At 71.2% G+C, this 23,906-nt stretch carries 2 protein-coding genes; both read left to right on the forward strand.

The genetic code is table 11. The features are described 5' to 3' along the window. Positions 1-45 precede the first annotated feature (45 nt). Positions 46-23,688, forward strand: a complete 23,643-nt coding sequence (locus KCH48_RS06715) for a non-ribosomal peptide synthase/polyketide synthase (RefSeq protein ID WP_210571204.1) — start codon at positions 46-48, stop codon at positions 23,686-23,688. Further along, positions 23,688-23,903, forward strand: a complete 216-nt coding sequence (locus KCH48_RS06720; protein ID WP_282615117.1) for an MbtH family protein — start codon at positions 23,688-23,690, stop codon at positions 23,901-23,903. Before KCH48_RS06715 ends, KCH48_RS06720 begins: the two co-directional genes overlap by 1 nt. Positions 23,904-23,906 lie beyond the last annotated feature (3 nt).

A 23,906-nucleotide genomic window follows, 5' to 3' on the forward strand; every position in this document is an offset into this window, starting at 1 on the left:
CCCCGATCACGATCTCGCCGCCCCGACGACCCGATGGAAGTGAGCATGAGCTCTGCTGATGTAGCGGCCCCGACTCAACTGCCCGGCGCGCGGCCCACAATCGTCCGGTTGTACGAGTCGATGGTCGAGGCGCACCCCGATGCGCCGATGATCACCGAAGGTGGCCGCTCGTGGTCGTACCGGGAGCTGAACTCCGCCGCCAACCGCATCGCGTGGTGGCTGATCGAGCGGGGCGTCGGGCCGGAGCAGACAGTGGGCGTCGCCCTGGCCCGTGGCATCGACCAGGTCGCCGCACTGCTCGGCACGCTCAAAGCGGGCGCTGTGTATCTGCCGCTCGACCCGGTCCTGCCGGCCGAGCACATCGGCTACCTGCTGGGCGACGCCGCGCCGAGCCTGGTGCTGACCGGCAGCGCGGACGACAGCTTCCCCGGGGCCGTTCATGTCGGTGACCGGTCCGTGGTCTCGGCCTGGGCCGCGCAGCCCGAGAGTAATCCCGGGGACGCGGACCGGGTCTGCGCGCTCACCGCGGACCACCTCGCGTACGTCATCTACACGTCCGGCTCCACCGGGACGCCGAAGGGCGTCGGCGTCAGCCACAGCAGCACGGTCAACCTCGCCCGCACCATCACCGGTCAGCACGACCCCGGCGACACCCCGCGCGTGCTGCAACTGGCGTCGCTCGGTTTCGACGTCGCGATCTGGGAGCTGCTCACCGTGGTGGCCACCGGTGGCACCCTGGTCGTCCCCCAGGCCGAGCGGCTCTTGGGTGACGACCTGCTCCGGGTGCTCCGGGAGGAGCGGATCACGTGCGTCACGCTCCCGGTCCCGGTGCTCGCGTCGCTTCCGCCGGACGCCGAAAACCTGCTGCCCGACCTGACCACCGTGCACATCGGCGGCGAGACCTGCCCGCCCGAGCTGGTACGCCGGTGGTCGGCGGGCCGTCGGCTGATCAACGGATACGGCGCGACCGAGACCACCGTGGCCGCCACTCTCACCGCGCCGCTGACCGGCACTCATGCCCCGATCGGCACACCCGTCGAGCAAACCCGCGTCTACGTGCTGGACGACGCGCTGGCGCAGCTCGCCCCGGGGCAGCCGGGCGAGCTGTACGTCGCGGGCGCGAACGTGGCACGGGGATATCTGCGTCGTCCGGGCCTGACCGCCACCCGCTTCCTCGCCGACCCCTACGGGCCGCCCGGTTCGCGGATGTACCGCACCGGAGACGTCGGCGTGCAACGCGCGGACGGCCAGCTGGAGTTCCTGCGCCGCGCCGACGACCAAGTCAAGATCCGTGGCGCCCGGGTGGAGCCCGGCGAGCTCGAAGCGGTGCTGCAGCGGCGGGCCGACGTCGTGCACGCGGCCGTCGCCGTACGCGCCGACGCCCGCGGGGAGCGGCAGCTCGCCGCCTACGTGGTGCCGGCCTCCTCCGTCGCGACGAGCGCGGCGGAGCTGCGTGACGAACTGCGCACCACACTGCCGGCATACCTGGTCCCGGCGAGCGTCGTGCTGCTCGACAGCCTGCCGCTGACCCCGAACGGCAAGGTCGACCGCGACGCCCTTCCGGACCCGGAGTACACCCCGGCCGGGCTGGACCGGACCGCGCGCAGCCCGCTGGAGGACATGCTCCGGGTCCTGTTCGCCGAGATCCTCGAGCTGCCGCAGATCGGTTTCGACGACAGCTTCTTCGACCTGGGCGGGCACTCCCTGCTGGCCGGCCGGCTGATCGGCCGGATCCGCGGCACCCTCGGCCTCGACGTCGACATGAGGGACTTTTTCGAGAGGCCGACCCCGGCCGCCCTCGCCGCGCACCTGCAGCGCCAGGAGGCCGGCCCGGCTCGCCCGGAGCTGACCCGCCTGCCCCGGCCCGAGCGGATCCCGCTGTCCTTCGCACAGCAGCGGCTGTGGTTCCTGCACCGGCTGCAAGGGCCGTCGGCGACGTACAACATGCCGCTCGCCCTGCACATGACCGGCGCCGTCGACACGGGCGCGCTCGCCGCTGCCCTGGCCGACGTCGTCCGCCGACACGAACCGCTGCGCACCCTCTTCCCGGAGATCGACGGGCAGCCGTACCAGCAGATCCTGCCGCCCGACGACGTACGTCCGGACCTGCCCGTCCGCCGGATCGACGCGGCGGACCTGGCCGACGAACTGCGTCGGTCGGCGCGGCACGCGTTCGACCTGGCGCGGCAGATCCCGGTCCGGGCCGAGCTGCTCGTCCTCGGCCCGGACGAGTCCGTGCTGATGCTCGTCATCCACCACATCGCCGGCGACGGCTGGTCCGGGGCACCGCTGGCCAGGGACCTGGTCACCGCCTACTCCGCGCGGCGCGACGGGGCCGCACCGCAGTGGCCGCCGCTCCCGGTCCAGTACGCCGACTACACGCTCTGGCAACGCGCGATGCTCGGCGACGAGGACGACCCGGCCAGCCCGCTGAACGAGCAGTTGCGGTACTGGCGCGAGCAGCTTGCCGAGCTCCCCGACGAGATCACCGTGCACGGCGACCGGCTCCGGCCGGCCGTGGCGACCTACCAGGGCGGCGTTGTCCCGATCACCCTGGACGCCGAGCTGCACGCCGGTATATCGGAGCTCGCCCGCGCCAACGGCGCCACCGTCTACATGGTTCTGCAGGCGGCCCTGGCGGCGCTGCTGACCCGGCTCGGCGCGGGCACCGACATCGCCATCGGCGCCGGTGTCGCCGGCCGGTCCGAGCCCGCCCTCGACGACCTGGTCGGGCTCTTCGTCAATATGCTGGTGCTGCGCACCGACACGGCCGACGCGCCACGGTTCGCGGATCTGCTGCACCGGGTGCGCGACACCAGCCTCGCGGCGTACAGCCATCAGGACATCCCGTTCGAGCAACTGGTCGAGAGCCTCAACCCGACCCGGACCGCCGGACGCCAGTCGCTGTTCCAGGTAGCGCTGGTCCTGCAGAACAACACCTCCGTCCCCTTCGACCTGCCCGGACTCCGGGTACGCGCCGAGACGGTGCCGACCGGCACCGCCCGCTTCGACCTGTCGCTGAGCGTCACCGAGAGCACGACGCCCGACGGCGCACCGGCCGGCATCAGCGGCACCGTGGAGTACGCCGCCGACCTTTACGACCCGCAGACGGCCCAGGCCGTCGTCGAGCGCTGGTCCCAGTTGATCCGCCAGGTCGTGGCGGATCCTGGTCGCCGGATCGACAGCCTGGACGTCACCACCCCCGACGACGCCTCCCGGCTGGCCGGCTGGCACCGGCACGAGCAGGACGTCGTGCCGGTGACCTTCAGTGATCTGTTCGAGCGGCAGGTGGCGGCCACGCCGGACGCCATCGCAGTGAGCGACGGCGGCAACGTCTGGACCTACCGTGAGCTGAACCGTTACGCCAACCACGTCGCCGGCCGCCTCATCGACCGGGGCATCGGCCCCGAGGACCTGGTCGGCATCGCGATGCCGCGGTCCGCCGGCCTGGTGGCCGCGCTGCTCGGAGTGCTCAAGGCCGGTTCGGCGTACGTGCCGGTGGACCTTGTCTTCCCGGCCCGCCGCAACCGGCACGTGATCACCGACTCGTCCCCCCGGCTGGTGCTGACCACCCGCGACGGGGCCGAGAACCTGCCCTCCGACCTGACCTGCGAGCTGGTCATGGTCGACGAGGACGAGGACGTCTGCCGGCAGACGGGCCGGGAGGACAACCCCACCGACGATGACCGCATCCGGCCGGTGAACGTCGACAACCCCGCCTACGTCATCTACACGTCCGGTTCGACCGGCCGGCCCAAGGGCGTCGTCGTGACCCACCGCGGCCTCGCCGGATTTGCCGAGACCCTGCGGCAGCGGTGCGCGGCGGACGAGGACAGCCGGGTGCTGCAGCTGTCGTCGCCGAGCGTGGACGCCTCCGTGCTGGAGATGGTGTGGGCGTTCAGCTCCGGGGCCCGGCTGGTCATCGCCGGCCAGCACCGCCTGGCCGGCGACGAACTCGCCCAGGCACTGGCCGAGCACCGCATCACCCACGCGCACATCCCGCCGTCCGCGCTGGGCACCCTGGCGCCGGAGACGGCCGGCCGGCTGCCCGAGTTCCGCATGCTCAGCGTCGGCGCGGAGGCCTGCCCGCCGGAACTCGTCCGGCTGTGGCTGCCGGGGCGTGCTGTCGTGAACGCGTACGGCCCGACCGAGTGCACGGTCGCCGCCTCGCACACGTTCCCGCTGGCCGAGGCGCGCGCACCGATCGGCAAGCCGGTGCTCAACGCCGAGCTGTACGTCCTGGACGAGACGCTGCGGCCGACCGCTCCCGGCATACCGGGCGAGTTGTACATCGGCGGCGCAGGTCTGGCCAGGGGGTACCTCGACCGGGGCGGCCTGACGGCGTCGCGGTTCGTCGCGAGCCCGTTCGGCGACCCCGGATCGAGGATGTACCGGACCGGCGACGTCGTCCGGTGGAACGCCGACGGCGAGCTGGAGTACCTGGGGCGCTCCGACGAGCAGGTGAAGATCCGGGGCTTCCGGGTCGAACCCGCCGAGGTCGAGCGCGTCCTCGCGAACCAGCCGTCGGTCGAGCGGGCGGTGGTGGTGCCGCACCGGGACCGTTCGGGAGCAGTCTCCCTCGCGGCGTACACCGTGCTGGCGGCGCGGACGCAGACCACGGGCTTCGACGATCAGCTGTCCGAGTGGAATGACCTCTACGACCAGGTCTACACCGGCTTCTCCGGTGACGCGGGCAACGACTTCGTGGGCTGGAACAGCTCGTTCACCGGTGGCCCGATCCCGGTCGAGGAGATGCGGGAATGGCAGCGGGCCGCGGTGGACGCGGTGCTGCGGTTCGGTCCCGGCCGGGTCCTGGAGGTCGGCGCGGGTTCCGGTCTGCTGATGACCCCACTGGCCGACGTGGTCGACGAGTACTGGGGAACCGACCTCTCACGAGTCTCGATCGACCGGCTCCGGGATTTCGCCCGCGCACGCGGGTGGAAGCACGTGCGGTTGTCCTGCCGGCCGGCGCACGACCTCTCCGGCCTGCCCCGCCGCCGTTTCGACACCGTCGTCATCAACTCGGTGGTGCAGTACTTCCCGAGCGCCGACTACCTGCGCGACGTGCTGACGCAGGTCATGGACTTTCTCGCGGACGGTGGCCGGGTGATCATCGGCGACGTCCGGCACTATGGCCTGCTCCGCGTGTTCCAGGCGGCGGTGCACGACTTCCGCGGCACCCAAGGGCTGCGCGCGGCGGTGGAGCGCGCGATGGCGGTGGAGAAGGAGCTGCTGCTGGCTCCGGAGTTCTTCACCTCCTTCAAACACCCGGCCATCTCCGGTGTCGAGGTGTCACTCAAGGCCGGCCGGGCGTCGGACGAACTGACCGGCTACCGCTACGAGGTCGTTCTGCATACCGCACCGGCGCGGCGGCTCGCGGCGCTGCCGGTACTGGTGTGGGGCCAGGACATCACCGATCTGGACGAGGTGACCGGTCCCGCGCGGGTGACGCGCATCCCGAATCCTCGGCTGGCCGATGGCGTGGCCGCGATGCGCGTGCTGGACGGCGCGGACGCGGTGCCGACGTCGGCGGGGCCCGAACTCGAGCCTGAGGTGGTGCGGCGGTGGGCGGCGGCACGCGGCATGCGGGCGGTGCCGACCTGGTCGTCGAATCGCTGGAACACCTACGACGTCGTACTGACGGACGCCGCCGAGGCGGAGCCGCTGGCCGACGTGTATCGCCCCGCCGAGGCCGTCGAGCAGGCCAACGTCCCCGCGGTGGCCCGTACGGTCGGTGAACTGGTCTCCGAACTGCGCTCGACGGTGAAGGAGTTGCTGCCGGACTACATGGTCCCGGCGACGATCACCCCGATCGAGCGGATCCCGGTCACCCCGAACGGAAAGATCGACCGCCGAGCGCTGCCGGACCCGGAGGTGATGGTTTCTGCCGGCCGACAGCCGCGGACGCCGCAGGAGCAGCTCCTGTGCGAGCTGTACGCCGACATCCTGGGCCTGGAGCGGGTCGGTGTCGACGACAGCTTCTTCGATCTGGGCGGGCACTCGCTGCTCGCCACCCGGCTGACCAGCCGGATCCGCTCGGTGCTGGGCGTCGAGGTACTCCTGCAGCAGATCTTCGCGGCGCCTTCGCCGGCGGAGTTGGCGGTGGTGTTGGGGGAGCGGCAGGGTCGGGTGCAGGTGGCGTTGGAGCGGGTGGCGCGGCCTGGGTTGTTGCCGTTGTCGTCCGCGCAGCAGCGGTTGTGGTTCCTGCATCGGTTGGAGGGGCCGTCGGCGACCTATAACTCGCCGTTGGCGATCCGGTTGTCCGGTGCCCTGGATGTGGGGGCGTTGCGGGCGGCGCTGGGTGATGTGGTCGGTCGTCATGAGGCGTTGCGGACGGTGTTCGCGGAGTCGGACGGGGTGCCGTATCAGCAGGTTCTGGACGTCGCCGAGGTCGATCTGGCGGTGCGGGACGTGTCCGAGGACGAGTTGCCGCGCGTGTTGCGGGAGGCGGCCCGCCACCACTTCGACCTGGCCGGCGAGATCCCGCTGCGGGCCACGCTGTACGCCATGGGGCCCGACCAGTGGGCGCTGCTGCTTGTGATCCACCACGTCGCCGCCGACGGCTGGTCGATGGGCCCGCTGGCGCGGGATCTGGCGCAGGCCTACACCGACCGGCACGCCGGGCACCGCCCCACCTGGACGCCGTTGCCGGTCCAGTACGCCGACTACACGCTGTGGCAGCGGCAGCTCCTGGGAGACGAGACCGACCACGACAGCGCCCTCGCGGGCCAGCTGGCCTACTGGCGCGGGCAGTTGGCGGGTCTGCCGGAGCAGGTGACACTGCCGCCCGACCGCCCTCGCCCGCAGAACGCGTCCTACGCCGGTGAAGTGAGCACATTCCACCTCGACGCCGACCAGCACGCCGCGCTGCTGGCGCTGGCCCGGGAGAACGGCGCGACGCTGTTCATGGTGCTGCAGACCGCGCTCGCCGCGGTGCTGACCCGCTCCGGCGCCGGGACCGACATCCCCATCGGCAGTCCGGTCGCCGGCCGCACCGACGACGCTCTGGACGATCTGATCGGCTTCTTCGTCAACACCTTGGTCCTGCGCACCGACACCACCGGCAACCCCGCCTTCGCCGACCTGCTGCAGCAAGTCCGCGACACCTCCCTGGCCGCCTACGCCCACCAGGACGTGCCCTTCGAATACCTGGTGGAGAAGCTCAACCCCCAGCGCAGCACCGCCCACAGCCCGCTGTTCCAGGTCCTCCTGGCCTTCCAGAACAACCCGGAAACCGCCTTCGGACTCCCCGGCCTGCAGACCGAGCCCTACGAGATCGCCACCGGGGTGTCCCGGGTCGACCTCACCCTCAACGTCACCGAGGCACTCGGTGACGACGGCTCACCGCAGGGCATCCGCGGCGCCGTCGAGTACGCGACCGACCTGTATGACGCGAGCACCGTCGCGTCGTTCACATCGCGCTTCACACGCATGCTGCAAGCGGCCACCGAGGACCCGGGCCGCCGTATCAACGCCACAGAGCTCCTCTCCGACGAGGAGAGCGCGACCCTGCTCGCCCTCTCCGGCTGCGCCGAGCCGGGCCCCGAACCGCTGGTGTGGCCGGCGATCTTCGAAGCCCCGGCCACCGCGACCCCGGACGCGACCGCGGTGGTCGAGGGAGACGTCAGCTGGTCGTACGCGCAGCTGAACGCGTACGCGAACCGCGTCGCCCGGTATCTGATCGGCCGGGGTGTGGGCGCCGAGGACGTCGTCGGCGTGCTGATGCCGCGCAGCGCGCTGCAGATCGCCACCCTTCTCGGGATCGGCAAGGCGGGCGCCGCGTTCCTGCCGATCGACCCGGCGTACCCGGCGGAACGGGTCGGCTACCTCATCGAGGACGCCCGGCCGAAGCTGCTGCTCACCGACACCGCCCACGCGGACGCGGCGGCCGGGGCCGGCGCGATCACGATGGACGACCCGGCCATCGCCTCGGCTCTCCGGGACTTGCCGGTGACCGACCCGGCCGATGCCGACCGGCGGACCGCCCTGCGGGTCGAACACCCGGCGTACGTCATCTACACATCCGGGTCGACGGGCCGGCCCAAGGGCACGGTCGTCACCCACACGGGTCTGCTCGCGCTGGCGGTCAGCGGTGGCGAGCGGGCGGACATCGACCGGGACAGCCGGGTCCTGCAGCTGACCTCACCGAGCTTCGACGTCTCCGTCTTCGAGTTCCTCACCACGTTCCACGCGGGCGCCGTCCTGGTGATGCCCGAACCCGGTCGGCTGGCGGGTGAGGAGCTGGCCGGGTTGTTGGCGGGTGCGGGGGTCTCGCACGCGTTCGTGCCGCCGTCGGTGCTGGCGACGTTGCCTCAGGATGCTGCGGACGGGCTGGCGGGGTTGCGGAGCCTGGTGGTCGGTGGGGAAGCGTGTTCGGCGGATCTGGTGCGTCGTTGGTCGGTGGGCCGTCGGATGACGAACCTCTACGGGCCGACGGAGACGACGGTGGCGGCGTCGGTGAGCCGTCCGCTGTCCGGGAGCGCGCATCCGATCGGCGCCCCGCTGGCAGGGACGCGGGTGTACGTACTGGACGCGGGCCTGGGGATGGTGCCGCGCGGCTCGCGGGGTGAGCTGTATATCGGCGGGGCCGGGGTCGCGCGCGGATATCTGGGCCGATTCGGCCTGACGGCGTCGCGGTTCGTGGCCGACCCGTACGGGCCGGCCGGGTCGCGGATGTACCGCACCGGTGATGTGGTCCGGTGGAACGCGGACGGGGAACTCGAGTACCTCGGGCGCTCCGACGATCAGCTCAAGGTCCGGGGTATCCGCGTCGAACCGGGCGAGATCGAGGCAACGCTGCTCCGGCAGCCGAGCGTCTCGCAGGCCGTTGTGGTCGCCCGTCCGGATCAGCACGGCTTCCAGGCGCTGTGCGCGTACGTCACGGCAGGCGAGGAACCCGCCGACGCCGTCCGGCTGCGTGAGGAGTTGCGCCGCGAACTGCCGGACTATCTGATACCGGCCGCGATCGTCGTGCTCGACGAGTTCCCGCTCAACGCCAACGGGAAGCTGGACCGCAACGAGCTTCCCGAGCCGCGCTTCGTCGCCACGGGCGTGGACAACCGGTCGCCGGGCACGCCGCAGGAGGAGATCCTGCGGTCGGTGTTCGCCGACGTCCTGGGGATCACGCAGATCGGCGCCGAGGACAACTTCTTCGACCTGGGCGGCCACTCCCTGCTGGCCGGCCGGCTGATCTCGCGAGTGCGCGGCGCGCTCGGCGTCGATGTGTCGATGCGGACGTTCTTCAACGCCCCCACCCCCCGGCAGCTCGCCGACCGGCTGGTGGAGGGCAGCCCCGTCCCGGCCCGGCTGCAGCCGATGCCACGACCCGAGGCCCTGCCGCTGTCGTTCGCCCAGCAGCGGCTGTGGTTCCTGCACAAGCTGGAAGGCCCGTCGGCGACCTACAACTCACCACTGGCGATCCGGCTTTCCGGCGACCTGGACGTGCCGGCGCTGCGGATGGCGCTGGCCGATGTCGTCGCCCGGCACGAGGTGCTGCGGACCGTCTTCGCCGAGCAGGGCGGAAACCCGTACCAGCGGATCCTGGACGTGACCGAGGCCGTGCCCGAGCTGGAGGTCCGGGCGACCACGGAGGCGGAACTGCCGCAGGCGTTGCGCGAGGCGGCCCGGCACGAGTTCGACCTGGCCCGCGAGATCCCGCTGCGGGCGTGGTTGTTCGCAACCGGTTCCGGCGAGTGGGTGCTGATGCTGGTCCTGCACCACATCGTCGCCGACGGCTGGTCGCTGCAGGTCCTCGTGTCCGACCTGACGGACGCGTACACGAGCCGCCGGGCCGGCATCGCACCCCCGTGGCAGCCACTGGCCGTGCAGTACGCCGACTACACCCTCTGGCAGCGCGAGCACCTCGGCACCGACGACGCGCCCGACAGCGTCTTCAGCCGCCAGCTTGCCCACTGGCTCCAGGAACTGGCGGACCTGCCGGACCAGGTGACGCTGCCCACCGACCGGCCGCGTCCGGCCGTCGCGAGCTACCGCGGTGAGACGGTCACCTTCGACCTCGACGCCGAACAGCACAGCGAGCTCGTGCGCCTGGCCCGGGAAACCGGCACCACCCTGTTCATGATCCTGCAAGCGGGACTGGCCGGCCTGCTGACCCGCCTCGGCGCCGGAACCGACATCGCGGTCGGCTCACCCATCGCCGGGCGCACCGACGACCGCCTGGAGGACCTGGTCGGTCTCTTCGTCAACATGCTGGTGCTGCGCACCGACACCAGTGGTGATCCCACGCTGAGCGACCTGCTCACCCGCGTGCGCGAGACCTCCCTGGCCGCGTACGCCCACCAGCACATGCCCTTCGAGTACCTGGTGGAACGGCTCAACCCGCACCGGTCGGCCGCCCATCACCCGCTTGTCCAGATCCTGTTCGGGCTGCAGAACACGGCCGAGCAGAACATCAGCCTGCCGGGTGTCACCGCCTCCGGCGCATCGGTCGACACCGGCGTCTCCCGGGTCGACCTGTCGATCAACGTCGTCGAGGCCGCCGCACCCGATGGGAGTCCGGCGGGGTTGACCGGTGTGGTCGAGTTCTCGACGGATTTGTATGAGCGTTCGACGGTCGAGGCGTTTTCGGCGCGGTGGGTGCGTGTGTTGCGGGCGATGGTGGGGGCGCCTGGGTCGCGGTTGAGCGAGGTGGATCTGCTTGGTGGCGAGGAGCGGGTTCGGCTGCTGGGTGAGTGGGGGGTGGCTGGGGCTGCTGTCGATGCGGTGACGTTGGCGGAGTTGTTCCAACATCGCGTAGCGGTGGCGCCGGGCGCGACCGCGGTGGTTGAGGGGGATGTCAGCTGGTCGTATGCGCAGCTGAATGCGTGCGCGAACCGTGTCGCCTGGTATCTGATCGGCCGGGGTGTGGGTGCCGAGGATGTTGTCGGTGTGTTGATGCCGCGTGGTGCGGCGCAGATCGCCACGGTGCTGGGCATCGCGAAAGCGGGTGCGGCGTATCTGCCGGTGGATCCGGGCTACCCGCGGGCGCGGGTGGAGTATCTGCTGGGGGATGCTGAGCCGGCGCTGGTGATCGGCGAGTCGGATGTGTTTGAGGGGTTGCCCGAGCAGGACCCCGGGGACGGGGATCGTGTCCGGCCGGTGAGTGTCGACAACCCGGCGTATGTGATCTACACGTCGGGTTCGACCGGTCTGCCCAAGGGTGTCGTGGTGACTCACCGCGGACTCGCGAGCATGGCGGGGACTCAGCAGCGGTTCGAGGTGAACGAGGGCTCCCGAGTGCTGCAGTTCGCCGCGCTCGGCTTCGACGCAACGGTCTGGGAGCTCGTGATGGCCCTCGGGTCAGGCGCCGCCCTGGTGCTGCCCGAGACGGACCGCCTCGCCGGCGAGGACCTGGCGGCCGTCCTGCGCGAACACCGCATCACCCACCTCACCCTGCCGCCCACCGTGCTGGCGACGCTGCCCGCAGAGGCAGCCGCCCAACTGCCCGACCTCGGCGTCCTGGTGGTGGCGGGCGAGGCGTGCCCGCCCGAGCTGACCGCGCGATGGTCGCCCAGCCGCCGTATGTTCAATGCCTACGGTCCCACCGAGTCGACCGTGTGCGCGTCGGTGAGCAGGGAACTGTCACCCGGCTCCGCGCCGATCGGCGGTCCGGTGCTCAATACCCGGTTGTACGTCCTCGACGACGGGCTGCGACCGGCGGCTCCGGGTGTGCCGGGGGAGTTGTACATCGCGGGTGCCGGGGTGGCACGGGGCTATGGGCGGCGTCCGGCCCTGACGGCGTCGCGTTTCCTCGCCGATCCGTACGGTCCGGCCGGGTCGCGGATGTACCGCACCGGCGACCTGGTCCGGTGGAACGGCGAGGGCGACCTGGAGTATCTCGGCCGCTCCGACGAGCAGGTGAAGATCCGGGGCTTCCGCGTGGAGCCCGGCGAGGTGGCGTCCGCGCTGCTCCGGCACACCGCTGTCGCCCAGGCCGCTGTGATCGTCCGACCCGACCAGCACGACGACCTGCGGCTGCTGGCGTACGCCGTTCCGGTCGCCGGCCGGGCGATCAACGGCGACGAACTGCGCGCGCAGTTGCAGAACGAACTGCCCGAGCACCTGGTTCCGTCGGCCGTCGTCCTGCTGGAAGAGATTCCTCGCACCTCGCACGGGAAGATCGACGAGCGGGCGCTGCCGGATCCCGAGCAGACCGACGGCCGTGTCCGCGCACCGCGTACGCCGCAGGAAGAGTTGCTCTGCCTCCTCTTCGCCCAGGTGCTCGGCGTGCCGCGGGTGGGGCGCGACGACAGCTTCTTCGATCTGGGCGGGCACTCGCTGCTCGCCACCCGGCTCATCATCCTGATCCGCAAGGCGTTCCGCTGCGAACTGGCGCCGCGCGCGCTGTTCGCGGCGCCTTCGCCGGCGGAGTTGGCGGTGGTGTTGGGGGAGCGGCAGGGTCGGGTGCAGGTGGCGTTGGAGCGGGTGGCGCGGCCTGGGTTGTTGCCGTTGTCGTCCGCGCAGCAGCGGTTGTGGTTCCTGCATCGGTTGGAGGGGCCGTCGGCGACCTATAACTCGCCGTTGGCGATCCGGTTGTCCGGTGTCCTGGATGTGGGGGCGTTGCGGGCGGCGCTGGGTGATGTGGTCGGTCGTCATGAGGCGTTGCGGACGGTGTTCGCGGAGTCGGACGGGGTGCCGTATCAGCAGGTTCTGGAGGTCGCCGAGGTCGATCTGGCGGTGCGGGACGTGCCCGAGGACGAGTTGCCGCGGGTGTTGCGGGAGGCGGCGCGTCATGAGTTCGATCTCTCGCGGGAGATCCCGGTGCGGGCGTGGTTGTTCGCGGCCGGTCCGGGGGAGTGGGTGCTGCTGTTGGTGATGCACCATGTGGCCGCGGACGGCTGGTCGCTGGGGCCGTTGGCGCGGGATCTGGCGCAGGCGTATGCCGCTCGTCGGGCGGGTCGTGGTCCGTCGTGGTCGCCGTTGCCGGTTCAGTACGCGGACTACACGTTGTGGCAGCGGCGGTTGTTGGGTGATGAGGCCGACCCGGAGAGTGTGTTCGGGCGTCAGCTGGCGTACTGGCGTGGGCAGTTGGCGGGATTGCCGGAGCAGGTGACACTGCCTGCCGACCGGGCGCGGCCGCAGACGGCGTCGTATGCGGGTGATGTGTGCATGTTCCGTATCGATGCCGGTCTGCACGCGGATCTGCTGGTGCTGGCGCGGCGTAGTGGTGCGACGTTGTTCATGGTGTTGCAGGCGGCGCTCGCCGCGGTACTGACACGGTCGGGTGCGGGCACCGATGTGCCGATCGGCAGCCCGATCGCCGGCCGGACCGATGAGGCGCTCGACGATCTGGTGGGTTTCTTCGTCAACACGCTGGTGCTGCGCACGGACACATCCGGGAATCCGGGCTTCGACGAGCTGCTGCGACGGGTGCGTGAGACCTCCCTGGCCGCGTACGCGCATCAGGATGTGCCGTTCGAGTTCCTGGTGGAGAAGCTCAATCCGCAGCGCAGTACCGCGCACAGTCCTCTGTTCCAGGTGCTGCTGGCCTTCCAGAACAACCCGGAAACCAGCTTCGACCTGCCCGGACTGCACACCCGCATGGAAGGCGTCAGCACCGGGCTGTCCCGCACCGACCTGTTCATCAGCCTCGCGGAGAAGCAGAACGCCGACGGCGCCGCCGGTGTGATCGGGGCCGTCGAGTACGCCACCGACCTGTACGACGCCGCGACGATCGAGGCATTCATCGGACGCTGGCTGCAGTTCCTGGCCGCCGTCGCACACGACCCGGAGCAGCGGATCGGGTCCGTGGACCTGCTGCTCGACGGCGAGCACGACCAGCTGACCCGCTGGGCGTACACCGAGCCGCCGGCGACGGTCCAACCGGCGACCCTGGCAGAGCTGTTCCAACACCGCGTCGCGGCGACCCCGGACGCGACCGCGGTGGTCGAGGGAGACGTCAGCTGGTCGTATGCGCAGCTGAACGCGTACGCGAACCGCGTCGCCTGGTATCTGATCGGCCGGGGTGTGGGTGCCGAGGACGTCGTCGGTGTGCTGATGCCGCGCAGCGCGACGCAGATCGCCACAGTGCTGGGCATCGCGAAAGCCGGCGCGGCGTATCTGCCGGTGGATCCGGGTTATCCGCGGGCCCGGGTGGAGTACCTGCTGCAGGACGCTGAACCGGCGCTGGTGATCGGCGAGTCGGACGAGTTCCAGGGACAGCCCGAGCACGACCCGGTCGACCGGGACCGGGTGCGACCGGTGGAAGTGGACCACCCGGCCTACGTGATCTACACATCCGGGTCGACGGGCCGGCCCAAGGGCACGGTCGTGCCCCACCGTGGCCTGGCCGCGCTCGCCGCCGGCACGGGCGAGCGCACCGACGTCGACGGCGACAGCCGCGTGCTGCTCCTGGCGTCGCCGAGCTTCGACGCGTCCGTCCTCGAACTGATGATGGCCATCGGCGCCGGCGCCGCCCTGGTCGTCGCCCGCGAGACACGGCTGGCGGGTGAGGAGCTGGCCGGGTTGCTGGCGGGTGCGGGGGTCTCGCACGCGTTCGTGCCGCCGTCGGTGCTGGCGACGTTGCCTCAGGACGCTGCGGACGGGCTGCCGGACTTGCGGAGCCTGGTGGTCGGCGGCGAGGCATGCTCGGCGGATCTGGTGCGTCGTTGGTCGGTGCGCCGTCGGATGACGAACCTCTACGGGCCGACGGAGACGACGGTGGCGGCGTCGGTGAGCCGTCCGCTGTCCGGGAGCGCCCATCCGATCGGCGCCCCGCTGCCCGGCATCCGGATGTACGTACTGGACGCCGGCCTGGGGATGGTGCCGCCCGGTTCGGCAGGCGAGCTGTACATCAGCGGTACCGGCGTCGCACGGGGATACCTGGGCCGCACGGCACTGACCGCGTCACGGTTCGTCGCCGACCCGTACGGGCCGGCCGGGACACGGATGTACCGGACCGGTGATGTGGTCCGCTGGAACGCCGAGGGCGAGCTCGAGTACCTCGGGCGCTCCGACGATCAGCTCCAGATCCGGGGTATCCGCGTCGAACCGGGCGAGGTCGAGGCCGCGCTGGCGGCGCATCCGGATGTGGCCCGTGCCGTCGCGGTGGTCCGCGGCGATCGGCGGGGCGATCCCGCGCTGGTCGGCTACATGGTCCCCGCTCGGCCCGGTGCCGATCCCGCGGTCGTACGAGAGGACCTCCGCCGCCTGCTGCCCGACCACCTGGTACCGGTCGCGGTCGTGGCGGTAAAGGAGATCCCGCTCACGCCGAACGGCAAGCTGGACCGCGAGGCGCTGCCAGAACCGGAGTTCGAGACCTCGAGGGGACGAGACCCTCGCAGGCCGGAGGAAGAGATCCTGTGCGGGCTCTTCGCCGAGATCCTGGGTCTGGACCGGGTCGGCGTGGAGGACAGCTTCTTCGACCTGGGGGGCCACTCGCTGCTGGGCACCCGGCTGATCAGCCGGATCCGTGCCGAGCTCGGCCTCGAGGTCCGGCTGCTCACCCTGTTCGAGGCCTCGACACCGGCCGCGCTGGCGCGGGCGATCCTCGAAGCGAACGCCCCGGCCCGGGCCGCCCTCGTGCCGTTGCCGCGGCCGGCCGTGCTGCCGCTGTCGTTCGCCCAGCAGCGGCTGTGGTTCCTGCACAAGCTGGAAGGCCCGTCGCCGACGTACAACATGCCGCTCACGCTGCGCCTGACGGGCGACCTGGACGTGCCGGCGCTGCGGACGGCTCTGGCCGACGTAGTCGCCCGGCACGAGGCACTGCGCACCGTCTTCGCCGAGCACGACGGTGAGCCGCACCAGCGGATCCTGGACCCGGCCGAGATCACGATTCAGCTCTCCGTGCGCGAGGTCGACGACGCCGCCCTGGACGAGGAGTTGCAGGCCGCGGCACGCCACAGGTTCGACCTGGCCGACGAGATCCCGTTGCGGGTGTCGCTGTTCGCGGTCGGCCACGACGAGTGGGTGCTGATGCTGGTCCTGCACCACATCGTCGCCGACGGCTGGTCCCTGCGGCCGTTGGCCCGCGACCTGGCGACGGCGTACGCCGCGCGCAGCGCCGGCCAGTCTCCGGACTGGGCCCCGCTGCCGGTGCAGTACGCCGACTACAGCCTGTGGCACCGTGAACTGCTCGGGGACGACGCGGACCCGGACAGCGAGTTCGGCCGCCAGCTCGCGTTCTGGCGGGATCGGCTTGCCGGACTGCCGGAGCAGGTGACTCTGCCTCCCGACCGCCCGCGGCCGGAAGTGGCCGAGTACCAGGGTGACGTGAGCACCTTCCAGGTCGATGCCGCACTGCACGCCGAGCTGACGGCACTGGCCCGGCAGACCGGTTCGACGCTGTTCATGGTCCTGCAGACGGCGCTGTCGGCGCTGTTGACCCGGTCCGGCGCCGGAACGGACGTCGTGGTCGGCGCCGGCGTGGCCGGCCGTACCGACGAACAACTCGACGAACTGGTCGGCTTCTTCGTCAACATGGTGGTGCTGCGCACCGATACCTCCGACGACCCGACCTTCACCGACTTGCTCCAGCGGGTACGCGACAGCAGTCTCGCCGCCTACTCGCATCAGGACATTCCCTTCGAGTACCTGGTCGAGAAGATCAATCCGCTGCGGTCGGCGTCGCATCAGTCGCTGTTCCAGATCGCCATGGTCCTGCAGAACAACGCCGAGGCCGACTTCGCGCTCTCCGATCTACGGGTGCGGCAGGAGGGGCGCGGCACCGGCACGTCCCGCTTCGACTTGTCGCTGAGCCTCACCGAGACCACCTCGGCCGATGGGAGTCCGGCGGGGTTGACCGGTGTGGTCGAGTTCTCGACGGATTTGTATGAGCGTTCGACGATCGAGGCGTTTTCGGCGCGGTGGGTGCGTGTGTTGCGGGCGATGGTGGGGGCGCCTGGGTCGCGGTTGAGTGAGGTGGATCTGCTTGGTGGCGAGGAGCGGAGTCGGCTGCTGGGTGAGTGGGGGGTGGCTGGGGCTGCTGCCGATGCGGTGACGTTGGCGGAGTTGTTCCAACATCGCGTAGCGGTGGCACCGGATGCGGTGGCGGTGGTCGAGGGGGACGTCAGCTGGTCGTATGCGCAGCTGAATGCGTGCGCGAATCGCGTCGCCTGGTATCTGATCGGCCGGGGTGTGGGTGCCGAGGACGTCGTCGGCGTGCTGATGCCGCGTGGCGCGACGCAGATCGCCGCTGTGCTGGGCATCGCGAAAGCCGGCGCGGCGTATCTGCCGGTGGATCCGGGCTACCCGCGGGCCCGGGTGGAGTACCTGCTGGGGGATGCTGAACCGGCGCTGGTGATCGGCGAGTCGGATGTGTTCGAGGGGTTGCCCGAGCATGACCCGGGGGACGGGGATCGTGTCCGGCCGGTGAGTGTCGACAATCCGGCGTATGTGATCTACACGTCGGGTTCGACCGGTCTGCCCAAGGGTGTCGTGGTGACCCACCGCGGACTCACGAGCCTCGCGGCCACCCTGCGTCAGCGGTGTGCCGCCGACGAGGACAGCCGGATCATGCAGTTCTCGTCGCCGAGCTTCGACGCCGCGGTCCTGGAACTCGTCTGGGCCCTGGACTCCGGCGCCTCGTTGGTGATCGCCTCGGCGGATCGCCTCGCCGGTGAGGAGCTGGCGCGGGCGCTCGCCGAACACCGCATCACTCACGCCCTGATCCCGCCGTCGGTGCTGGGCACCCTGCCGGCCGAGGCACCGCGGGACCTGACCGGCTTCAGGACCCTCATCGTCGGTGCCGAGGCGTGCCCGCCGGAACTGCTGCGGACCTGGGCGCCCGGCCGGCACATGGTGAACGCCTACGGTCCCACCGAGTCGACCGTCGTCGCCAGCCAGACCGGCCGACTGAGCGGACCCCCGGTGCCGATCGGCAAACCGGCTCTCGGCACCCGGCTGTATGTGCTGGACGAGTCCCTCGGGCTGGCGGCTCCGGGTGTGCCGGGGGAGTTGTATGTCGCGGGTGCCGGGGTGGCACGGGGCTATGGGCGGCGTCCTGCCCTGACGGCGTCGCGTTTCCTTGCCGATCCGTACGGTCCGGCCGGGTCGCGGATGTACCGCACCGGCGACCTGGTCCGGTGGAACGCCGAGGGCGACCTGGAGTATCTCGGTCGCTCCGACGAGCAGGTGAAGGTCCGGGGCTTCCGCGTGGAGCCCGGCGAGGTGGAACGCGTCCTCGCCGCGCAGGCATCGGTCGCACGTGCGGTCGTGGTGCCGCGGCAGGACCGCTCGGGTGCCGTCTCGCTCGCCGCCTACGTCGTACCGGCCGACGCGGGAGCCACGGCGGACGTCGACGACCAGCTCGACGAGTGGCGCAGCGTCTATCACCACGTCTACGGCGGGCTGTCGCGCGAGCCGGGAGCCGATTTCGCGGGCTGGAACAGCTCCTTCACCGGCGCGCCCATCCCGATCGACGAGATGCGGGAGTGGCAGCGGTCCGCGGTGGACCAGGTGGCGCGGTTCGGCCCTCGCCGAGTGCTCGAAATCGGTGCGGGCTCCGGCCTGGTGATGATCCCGCTGGTTCAGCGGACCGAGGAGTACTGGGCGACGGACTTCTCGGCGGCCGCCGTGGAGAGGCTGCGGGAGTACGCGCGGGAACGGGACTGGGACCACGTGCGTCTGCGGTGCCGGCCGGCTCATGACGTCTCGGGGCTGCCCCGCGGCCACTTCGACACCATCGTGCTGAACTCGGTCGTCCAGTACTTCCCGAGCGCCGACTACCTGCGCGACGTGCTGGGCAAGGCGATCGATCTGCTGGCCGACGGCGGCCGGGTGATCGTCGGCGACGTACGACACCACGGCCTGCTGTGGGCGCTGCACACGGCAGTCCAGCAGTTCCGGGATCCCGGATCGGGCACGTCGGCCGTGGACCACGCGGTGGCCGTCGAGAAGGAACTGCTCCTCGCGCCCGAGTTCTTCACCGCTTTCCGGCACCCCCGGCTGAGCGGCGCCGAGGTGCTGCTCAAACGCGGCGGCGCGAACAACGAGCTGACCGCGTACCGATACGAGGTGGTCCTGCACACCGCCGCCGCGCAACCGGTCGGGGAACTGCCGGAGCTGGTCTGGGGCCGCGACCTCACCGAGCTGGACGAGGTGACGGCACCGGCGCGGGTGACCCGGATCCCCAACCCGCGCCTGGCCGGCCCGACCGATCCGCGGCTGCACCCCGAGCGGGTACGCCAATGGGCGGCGGACCGCGGCCTGCGGGCGGTGCTGACCTGGTCGCCGCGGAGCCAGTACGCCTACGACGCGGTGCTGCTCGCCGACACCGGCGAGGACAAGCCACTCGCGGACGTGTACCGCCCGGGCAGCCCGGAAGCGGTCGCCAACGTGCCCGCCCTCGCCCGGACCGCCGGTGAGCTGGTGTCCGAGCTGCGCGGCGCGGCCAAGTCGCTGCTGCCCGACCACATGGTGCCGGCGACGATCACGCCGATCGAGCGGATCCCGCTCACCCCGAACGGAAAGATCGACCGCAAGGCCCTGCCGGAACCCGAGGTCGTGACCACGGGCGCCGAGGACCGCGGCCCGCGCGACCCGTACGAGGAGATCCTGTGCGAGCTGTTCGCCGACCTCCTCGGCCTGCCCCGGGTCGGTGTCGACGACAGCTTCTTCGACCTGGGCGGCCACTCGCTGCTGGCCACCCGGCTGACCAGCCGCATCCGCGCCGTCCTCGGTATCGAGGTGCCGCTGCGGCAGGTGTTCGCCGCGCCGTCACCCGCCCAGCTCGCCGTGGTGCTGGCACACGGGGCGGACACGGACCGCACGACGCCCGCCCTTGTGCCGGAGCCCCGGCCGGAGTCCCTGCCGCTGTCGTTCGCTCAGCAGCGGCTGTGGTTCCTGCACAAGCTGGAGGGCTCGTCGGCGACGTACAACTCGCCCTTGGCGGTGCGGCTGTCCGGTGCCCTCGACGTGGCCGCGATGCGGTCCGCCTTGGGCGACGTGGTGGCCCGGCACGAGGCGCTGCGCACCGTCTTCGCCGAGCGCCGAGGAATGCCGCACCAGCAGATCCTTGAGGTCGGCGAGATCGACCTGCCGGTGCGCGAGGTGTCCGAGGACGACCTGGCGCAGGTGCTCCGGGACGCCTCCCGGCACGAGTTCGATCTGTCGCGGGAGATCCCGCTGCGGGCATGGTTGTTCACTACGGGCCGCGACGAGTGGGTGCTGCTGCTGGTCGTGCACCACATTGCTGCGGACGGCTGGTCGCTGCGGCCGCTGACCCGCGACCTGACCACGGCGTACGAGGAACGCGCGGCAGGGCGTGCCCCGTCCTGGGCGCCGTTGCCGGTGCAGTACGCGGACTACGCCCTGTGGCAGCGCAGGATGCTGGGCGACGACGCCGACCCGGACAGCCGGATCGGCCGCCAGCTCGCCTACTGGCGGGAACAACTGGCCGGCCTGCCGGGACTGGTGACGTTGCCGACCGACCGGCCGCGCCCAGAGGAGGCCGGTCACCAGGGTGCGACGCTGACCCGCAATCTCGACGCGGACCTGCACCAGGCCCTGCGAGCGCTGGCCCGCGGCAACGGATCCACCCTGTTCATGGCCCTCCAGGCGGCGCTCGGCGCGCAGTTGAGCCGCAGCGGGGCCGGCGCCGACATCCCGGTGGGTGCGCCGATCGCGGGACGGGTCGACGACGCCCTTGAGGACCTGATCGGCTTCTTCATCAACACGCTGGTGCTGCGCATCGACACCTCGGGCGGCCCGAGCTTCGTCCAGTTGCTGGAGCAGGTGCGCGACACGAGCCTGGCCGCGTACGCCCATCAGGACATCCCCTTCGACCACCTGGTGGAGAAGCTCAACCCCGACCGGTCGCCCGCGCACCACCCGCTCTTCCAGGTGCAACTCGTGCTGCAGAACACACCGGAGGCCGAGTTCGAGCTGGCCGGCCTGACCGCGCGGCCGCAGCTGGACGGGGTCGAGACCGGTGTGGCCCGGGTGGATCTCACCGTCAACGCGATCGAGACGTTCGACGACCGTGGCGCGCCCGGCGGCCTGATCCTCGTCGCCGAGTACGCCACCGATCTCTACGACGGCGCGACCATCGACGCCTTCCTCGACGAGTTCGGCCGGCTGCTGCGTGAAGTCGTCGGCTCTCCCCACCAACCCATCGGAGGACTTGAATTGACGAGCCGGGCGGAAGCCAACCTTGCGGATCCCGTACCGGGAACGTTGCCGTGGCTGTTCGAAACCTGGGCGACGGCCGACCCGTCCGCGATCGCCGTGACCGACGGCGCGGCCGGCCTCACCTATGCCGAGCTGAACAGCCGGGCGAACCGGATGGCCCGGGCGCTGATCGAACGGGGCGCGGGCCCGGAGAGCCTCGTGGCAGTGCTGCTGCCGCGCAGTGTCCGGCAGGTCGTCACCATCCTGGCCATCGCCAAGAGCGGGGCGGCGTACCTGCCGATCGACCCGGCCTATCCGGCCGACCGGGTGGCGTACCTCTGCGCGGATGCACGGCCGGAACTGGTCGTGACGGATGCCTCCGGAGCCGCCCGCCTCGGCGCGGAGCAGCCGTTGATCGACATCGACGACCCCGCCACCGTCGCGCAGTGGGAGGGGCTGCCGGACACGAACCCGACCGACCGGGATCGCTCGGCCGCCCTCGGCCTGCACCACCCCGCCTACATCATCTACACCTCGGGATCGACCGGCCGGCCCAAGGGCGCGGTGATCACCCACGCGGGCCTGGCAGACGCTGCCGAGGCATGGCGGGACCGCTGGGGCTTCGGGCCGGGTTCCCGCGTCCTGCAGCTCTCCTCGCCGAGCTTCGACGCCTCGGTCATGGACCTCGTCGTCGCGTTCGCCGCGCACGGCACGCTCGTCCTTCCCGAGCCGGGCCTTCTCGCGGGCGAGGCGCTGGCCCGGGTGCTGGCCGAGCAGCGGATCACGCACCTGGTGACGCTGCCGTCGGTGCTGGCGAGCCTGCCGGCCGACGCGCCGGGCCGACTCACCGAGTTGCGCGGCCTGCTCCTCGGTGGCGAGGTCCTCACGCCCGATCTCGCCGCCCGCTGGTCGCCGGAGCGACGCATGGTCAACGTCTACGGCCAGACCGAGACCACCGTCGCCTGCACGATGACGGATCCCCTGAACGGCGCGGACCTCGAACGCATCACGGTCGGCCGGCCCAACCCGGGGATGCGCATCTACGTCCTCGACGCGGCCCTGCGGATCGTGCCACCCGGCACGGACGGCGAGGTGTACGTCGCCGGGCCGGCCGTGGGCCGCGGATACCTGCACCGCCCCGGACTGACCGCCGGCCGGTTCGTCGCCGACCCATACGGCCCGGCCGGCTCGCGGATGTACCGCACCGGGGACGTCGGCCGCCTGAACCACGCGTTCGAGCTGGAGTACGTGGGCCGCACCGACGACCAGGTGAAGATCCGCGGGATGCGGGTGGAGCCCGGCGAGGTGGAGGCCGCGCTGGCGAAGCACCCGGCCGCGGCGCAGGCCGCCGTGGCCGTGCGAGCCGACCGCCAGGGCGACCTGGCGCTGTTCGGGTACGTGGTTCCCGCCCATCCCGACACCGACGTCACCGGTATCCGGGAGGACCTGCGCCGGTCGCTGCCCGAGCATCTGGTGCCGGCGGTGGTGATGGCGGTGGAGGAGTTCCCGCTCACGCCGAACGGCAAGGTGGACCGGGAGGCGCTGCCGGTGCCGCAGGTCGCGGCACCGGTGGGGCGCGGCCCCCGCACCCCGCAGGAGGAGATCCTCTGCGGGCTGTTCGCCGAGGTGCTGAACCTGGGACAGATCGGCGTTGAGGACAACTTCTTCGACCTGGGCGGCCACTCCCTGCTGGCGAACAGGCTCATCGCCCGCATCGCCGAGGTGATGGGCACGGAGGTTCCGATCCGGACCTTCTTCGCCGGACCGACCGTTGCCCAACTCGCCGGACATCTGGGCTCCGACGGCACGGACAAGGCCTTCGACGTACTCCTCCCGCTGCGCACCGGGGGCACCCTGTCGCCGCTGTTCTGCATCCACCCGGGAGCGGCGATCTGCTGGTCCTACTCGGATCTGCTGCTGCATCTGAGCCCCGACTTCCCCGTCTACGGGCTGCAGTCCCGCGCGCTGAGCCACCCCGACGAGCTGCCGGAAACGCTGATCCAGGTCGCGGACGACTGCATCGAGGAGATGCGCCAGGTGCAGAAGACCGGGCCCTACTACTTGCTCGGGCAGTCGTTCGGCGGAGTCGTGGCGCACGCCATGGCCGCCCGCCTGCAGGCCGCGGGGGAACGGGTCGGACTCATCGTGGCCCTCGACTCCGAACCGGCCAGGCCGCTGACCGAGGAGGAACAGCAGCAGGTCGTCGAGGCCACCGCCAAGGTCTACACCGGCATCCTCGAGGTGCTGGGCGTCGACCGGGCGAACCTGCCGAGCGGGCGGCTCAGCTTCGCGCAGTTCTCGGAGCTGGCCCGGACCACCAACACGGTTCTGGGCAACGTCGCCGAGGACGAATTCCAGCTCCTGATGGAGATCCTGCACCGCAACATCTCCATCGCCACCAAGCATCGGCCGGAACGGGTCGACGCCGACATGTTGATCTTCGGCGCGACCGAGGAACGGGAACGGGTGCTCGACCCCGAAGTGTGGCGGGACTTCGTTGCCGGCGACATCACGTACCACCCGGTCCCGACCGGCCACAGCACGATCATGACGCCGGAGGCGCTGCGGCTGATCGGCCCGATTCTCGAGGAACATCTCCGGGCCGCCATCGCCGCCAACGCGACAACCAAGGAGGAGAACTGATGGGCAACCCGTTCGACGACACCGAGGGAACGTTCCTGGTGCTGGTCAACGACGAGGGGCAGTACTCGATGTGGCCCGCGGCCATCGACGTGCCGGCCGGGTGGACCGTCGCCCACCCCGAGGGCGCCCACCAGGCGTGCCTCGACTACATCGAGGAGCACTGGACCGACATGCGGCCGCGGAGCCTGGTCCGCGCCATGGGCGAGGAGTCCTGAACC

The organism is Streptomyces sp. GESEQ-4 (genome assembly GCF_017948455.1).
GTDB lineage: Bacteria > Actinomycetota > Actinomycetes > Streptomycetales > Streptomycetaceae > Streptomyces.